Origin of the sequence: Streptococcus sanguinis SK1 = NCTC 7863 (assembly GCF_000194945.1) — a bacterium.
GTDB lineage: Bacteria > Bacillota > Bacilli > Lactobacillales > Streptococcaceae > Streptococcus > Streptococcus sanguinis.
On record NZ_GL878508.1, the window covers coordinates 115,839 to 120,961 of the forward strand.

4 protein-coding genes and 1 pseudogene are annotated in these 5,123 nt (G+C 36.2%); all 5 read left to right on the forward strand.

Annotation, left to right across the window (positions count from 1 at the left end; all coding sequences use genetic code 11):
* Nucleotides 1-1,030 (forward strand): annotated as a pseudogene (locus tag HMPREF9378_RS03970) (type VII secretion protein EssC); the annotation flags it as partial.
* A 13-nt stretch (nucleotides 1,031-1,043) separates the two neighbouring features.
* Nucleotides 1,044-1,412, forward strand: a complete 369-nt coding sequence (locus tag HMPREF9378_RS03965) for a hypothetical protein (protein ID WP_002913935.1) — start codon at nucleotides 1,044-1,046, stop codon at nucleotides 1,410-1,412.
* 13 nt (nucleotides 1,413-1,425) lie between these two features.
* Complete coding sequence (locus HMPREF9378_RS03960; protein ID WP_002913936.1) at nucleotides 1,426-3,591, forward strand: hypothetical protein; 2,166 nt, start codon at nucleotides 1,426-1,428, stop codon at nucleotides 3,589-3,591.
* A gap of 3 nt (nucleotides 3,592-3,594) precedes the next feature.
* Entirely contained in the window at nucleotides 3,595-4,578 is a 984-nt protein-coding gene (locus HMPREF9378_RS03955; RefSeq protein ID WP_002913939.1) for a hypothetical protein, read from the forward strand.
* Between the two features lie 8 nt (nucleotides 4,579-4,586).
* Nucleotides 4,587-4,961: a hypothetical protein gene (locus HMPREF9378_RS03950; RefSeq protein WP_002913940.1), complete on the forward strand. Its 375-nt coding sequence runs from the start codon at nucleotides 4,587-4,589 to the stop codon at nucleotides 4,959-4,961.
* Nucleotides 4,962-5,123 lie beyond the last annotated feature (162 nt).

Consider the following 5,123-nt stretch of genomic DNA (forward strand, 5'->3'; position numbering starts at 1 on the left):
ACTCTTGGTGCGGATCTCCCGTGAAGGTCTAAGCATCGGTGTTCACCTCTTGGTGACAGCGGGCCGTCAGTCCAACCTTCGGGCGCAGTTCTATGCCAACTTCAAGCACCAGCTGAGTCTGCCACAGAATGATTTCGGAGAAGTCCGCTCTATCGTGGGTTCTACCCCGCTTGCTAAAACTATGGAAGATATCAAGGGTCGGGCACTCATGAAGCGTGATGAAGTTGATGTCATCCAGCTGGCTTTACCAGTAGCGGGTGCCAATGATGCGCAAGTCCTTAACAACCTGCGTCAAGAAGTCGCTTCTCTCCAAGAAGCTTGGACCGGACAACGCCCAAGTGCCATTCCGATGGTACCAGAGGAGTTGACGGAGGCAGACTTCTATAGCCGGGCTAGTGTCCAAGCAGCTTATAAGCAGGGCTTGGTACCACTAGGACTGGATATGGAGACGGTTGAGACGGTGACTTGGAAACCCTGTGGTGGAAATCTACTTTATCTAACAGAAAAAGAAAGCCAAATGGCGGCCTTTGCTCGTTTGCTTTCACGTGGAAAACAAAAGACGATTATTTTAGCTCCCCAATATAATGAGATTGAATCTGATGAGAATGTATTAGTTGTTAATAATCCAGATGAATATGAGGAGTTGATAGCAGTTATTTCTCAAAAAATTGATGAACGTATGAAAGCTAAAAATTTCGATCATGTAGCTACTTTGGTGCTCTATAATTTGACTGAATTAATTGAGAAAATGAGTCAAGAAACACGTGATAATTTGGCTTATATTTTAGATAAAGGTGAACGAGGAGGATATGCCTCTATCGTAATGACTGTACCTAGCTTAAATCGACAGATTGATCCAGTATCTGCAGTAGCTAAGTCCTTTAAGAAAGCAATTATGGCTGTTAGAATTACAGATCAAACTGTAGTTGCTGTTAATAATAAACCGTTAAGAGAGCAATTATTGGAAGAACAAATACATTATTATGTTCAAAATACTATTGCAAACAAGATTAAAGTTTTAATGTACTAGGAGAAAATGAATTATGGCAAAATCGGAAACAACTATAACCCTAGAAAATGAACTAGCTGCACTTGAGAAAAAAATAGAGGCTCTCAAAGCAGCTTCTTCGGCATTAGAAGGGGTTAGTACAAATGTTCCAACAACTAAAGATGACATGGAGAGTCTTCATGTAGCTGGGCAAAAATATGACGAAGAGTATGATAAGGAACAGGACGATATAAAAAACAGCTCCAACAAGTATGTAAGTGTAAAAACTAGTACTCAGGAAGTAATTAATGAGCAAATCACTGCTTTAGCCTTGGATCTATTCGAGACTAATATGGCATTATTTAAATCGCGAGCACAAGATAGATTGGCCGAGATAGAAGCAGCAAAAAATGCGAAGAAATGAGGTAGTATAGAGTATGAAAGTCCACATCAAAGATAAGCAAGGTCTACAGACCCATTCAACTAATGCAGTGAATGCTTCTAGAGTTTATAGTGCTGAAATTAGTGCTTATAAACAGGAGCTCCATATTGCTACAGACCAACAATTTGCGGAGGCTGTTGAAGCATTCACAGATAGGATTAATACTATTTCAAAGACACTTTATGAAGATTTTCCTCTTGCAATGGAAAAATATGGGACACTAATTTCAAATTATATAGAGGATGTTAATGATGCTGGATTTGCAGGAAGTTCAGTCATTAAGACTAAAGATACAGATATTGAGTCAATAGGGAAATGGCTAACAGAAGATACAAAGAAAAAATTTGATTCTGTAAAAGAGAGTTTAGACTCTGCTTTAACAACAGCAAAAGATGCCTTAGCTCAATCACCTCGATCACATGACCTAACTATAAACCCTTCAACAGAGTCAATCCAAAATGATATTATTGCATTGTTGGGAAATCTAAAGAAAGATAGAGATAATACTCATGAAGATCTTGCTAGCGCGAATTCAACCTTTAGTAGTGAATTGGCAGCTCATAACGCAACGATTGTGACGATTAATTCAATTATAGCTAATGGTGCTAGCATTAGCTCGTTGTGTATTAAAGATACTCTTTCCTTGATAAAGAATGGACAATTAACTAAGGATAATATGTATCTAATTGGATCTATACAGAATTCAGGAGATGGAGCTGCTTTAAAAAAATATCTTATAAAATTTAGTAAAGATTATGAGCTTCTTGTTCAGGATGTTGACCAACTCTCAGATGAAGAGAAGGAAATGTACTATGAAAAACTGATGTCTTACCATGAAATACTTGGGGGAATTAATTCAACGAATGTTAGTGGAGCGATGATGGATCTGATTTATGGAGAAGTGATTAAGAATTACTCCAGAATAAAAGATGGTTCAGAGCCTGAAATGGAAGTTCTTCGGAGTTATATCAATGCTATTTCAGAACAGGATTTAGAAAGGTCTTCGGTTTACTTTGAAAAATTAATTTATGCAGGAGATCGACATGCTAGTTTAATAGGAGTTACAGCAACTGCTTTAGTTCCTAAAGTACCAGACTCTGATGCTAGTCAGGCAGAGTTTGATGCCTATGATCGGGCTATGTCTCAAGTAGGCGGTCAATTAGCTTCTTTTGAACAACAGATGGCAAAAGCTGGCCGTTTGACGAACCTCTTTGAAGCAATGTATGGTTTGGAAGTAGGGAAGAGTTCTAAGAATTACAGAGCTCATAATGGTGCGGGGTCACAGCGCATTGATACCAGCGTTGGGGTTTCTGACATTACTTTTAACAAGAATACTGGTGATTTCAGTTTTAATATTAAGAAAGGCGCAACGACTGTTCAATGGGATACACAACGACTTTATAGTAGTGCTGGAGTTCAAAATGAAGATTTACTCCTAAAGATTAAGGAATTGCCAGAAAAGAGACAAAAGGAAATGGTTTCCTTTGTAACAAAAGCAGCTTCGTTAGCTCCAATTCCAGGAGTAAGTACTGCTTTAGACACAATTTCTAGTGTAGTGACTATGGATGGTAGTTTAAGTTCTTATATCCGAACAGGAGATAAGGCTGGAAAATATACTTTTGGTGATTTGTATAAAGAAAAGCTGGGAAGCCATGCAGGCAACGCTTTGACTCTTGCATCAAGCTATGAGAAAATTATAAAATATGATAAAGAGCTTCAAGAAACTAGGGACAAGCTAAAGAATAACTTATTTGATATTGGTGGTTCTACTTATCAGCCAAATTCCTCAAATTCCTCCGAAAAAGGAGAAGTGAAATATAATTTGAATTATGATTTGCAATCTATCTTAAAAATTGACGATTTGCAAAAAAATGGACTTCGTGGATATATCTATGATAAAGCTGGGGGAGATTGGAAAAAGAAATCTGATCATTTAGAAGCTTTTGATGCTTATACAGCGGAACTCTATAAGCAAGGTAAACTTAGTGAAGAGACCTATGATCTGTTTCGAGGAGAGCAGTATAAGAGTCCTTCCGAAATTGGTATTGATAAAGTTTATAATGAAATGAGAAGCTTACAGGATAAAACAATCTCGAACTTCGACTTAGAATTTAGAAGAGAGGATTATTTGACTTGGCATAATAAAATTGGAGAGTGGTAATAAATGCGAAAACGAAAATCGATTATTATTATTATTATTTTGTTTCTTATAGTGTCTTTTGTAACAATCTTTTTCTTAAACACAGCAAGAAAAAAAGATAATATAGGAGAACCTGATAGCGATTATATTATTGAAGATATAAAGGTCTTTGATGATAATAAGTTTGTATTCGCTTCTAACAAAAGAAATGTGGGATATGGAGAATCTTTTCGATACAGTCAAAATTATATAGTAGATTTTTCAAGCTATGATCTTTTTGTAGATAGCGATGCTACCTCACCTAAAGTTGGCAAAGAGGAGTATTTCAAGATAAAGATTTATGATTTACATAATCCGTCTAATTTAGCTAGTAAAGAAGTGAATCTTTATGATTTGATGGGGAAAGAAAATACTTATCGGGTAGCACAGTACTATGATCCATTCACAAGGAATGGAAAAGACTATTTGCCGATCTGGATGAGTTCATATGAAAAAGGCAAGGCGGAAAAAAATAAATACGTTATTTTTTCACTAGATACAGGTAAAATTGAAAAGGAGATGTCTGAAAAAGAAATCAGCCAGCTTTTGGAGCAAAAGGAAACTAAGGTTTATTCAAAAGAAACTTTATACGAATCTATGGATTGGGGTAGAGGTGGAATAGGAGAACAGATTGACAATGAATTATTAAAGTACGGTATAAAGGATGTTACAGGATACTTAGTGCAATCATTTGATAAAGATGATTCTGTAGATGTTTCAGGGACCAACTTCTCCAAGCTATATCCAGAAATTTCAAAAAACATGAAAGAAATGAATAAAATCTATTTCCGTCCAGAGCAATACAATGAGGAGGAGTGGTTTAATGATTTAATTCATTGGTTTGCGCCCGAAGGTCAGGAAGTGATGGAACTTTATGCTACAGATGAAAAAACTGGAGAAAAAACACAGATTCGATCTTTTAATGATTTCAAGCAGTGGGTTGAAACCCATCCACAAAAAGAAGAATAGGAGCTACTATGGGAAAAGTAGATAAAGTCGAAATAGATACAGCACGTTTGCAGAATGTCAATAAGAAAGAGCTTCAAACAGCTTTTGCGGCTCAGGATGTATCTGCTACTAATTGGGTTGAGGATAGTTCAGAACCTGGTTTAACAGCTTGCATTAATTCTTTCAGAGAAGGAAAAGACACAATAAATATGGCTATTACCAATTTTAATAGTTATTTGGCAGGAGCAGCAAAAACTTTTGAAAGCAGGGATAAGAATTTGGCGATTGCCATCAATGATTTTTCGTTGAAGAAATCTTTTAATGAAAAATCTTATCAGAAAAAAGTCACGGATATTCAGAACAGTAAATTTCAAAGCCAAGTCCCTGGTGCTGAAAATAAATGATTCTAAAAGGATATGAATAGAAGACTATGTTGATGTAGTCTTCTATTTTAATTTGTTTTTGATCTCCTCTATCATATGGTATAATGTGACAAGAATATTTTTTATCACTTCTAGAGTTTTCCATTTTTTCATTAATTTCTCTGCTCTGCTATTTTACCAAAA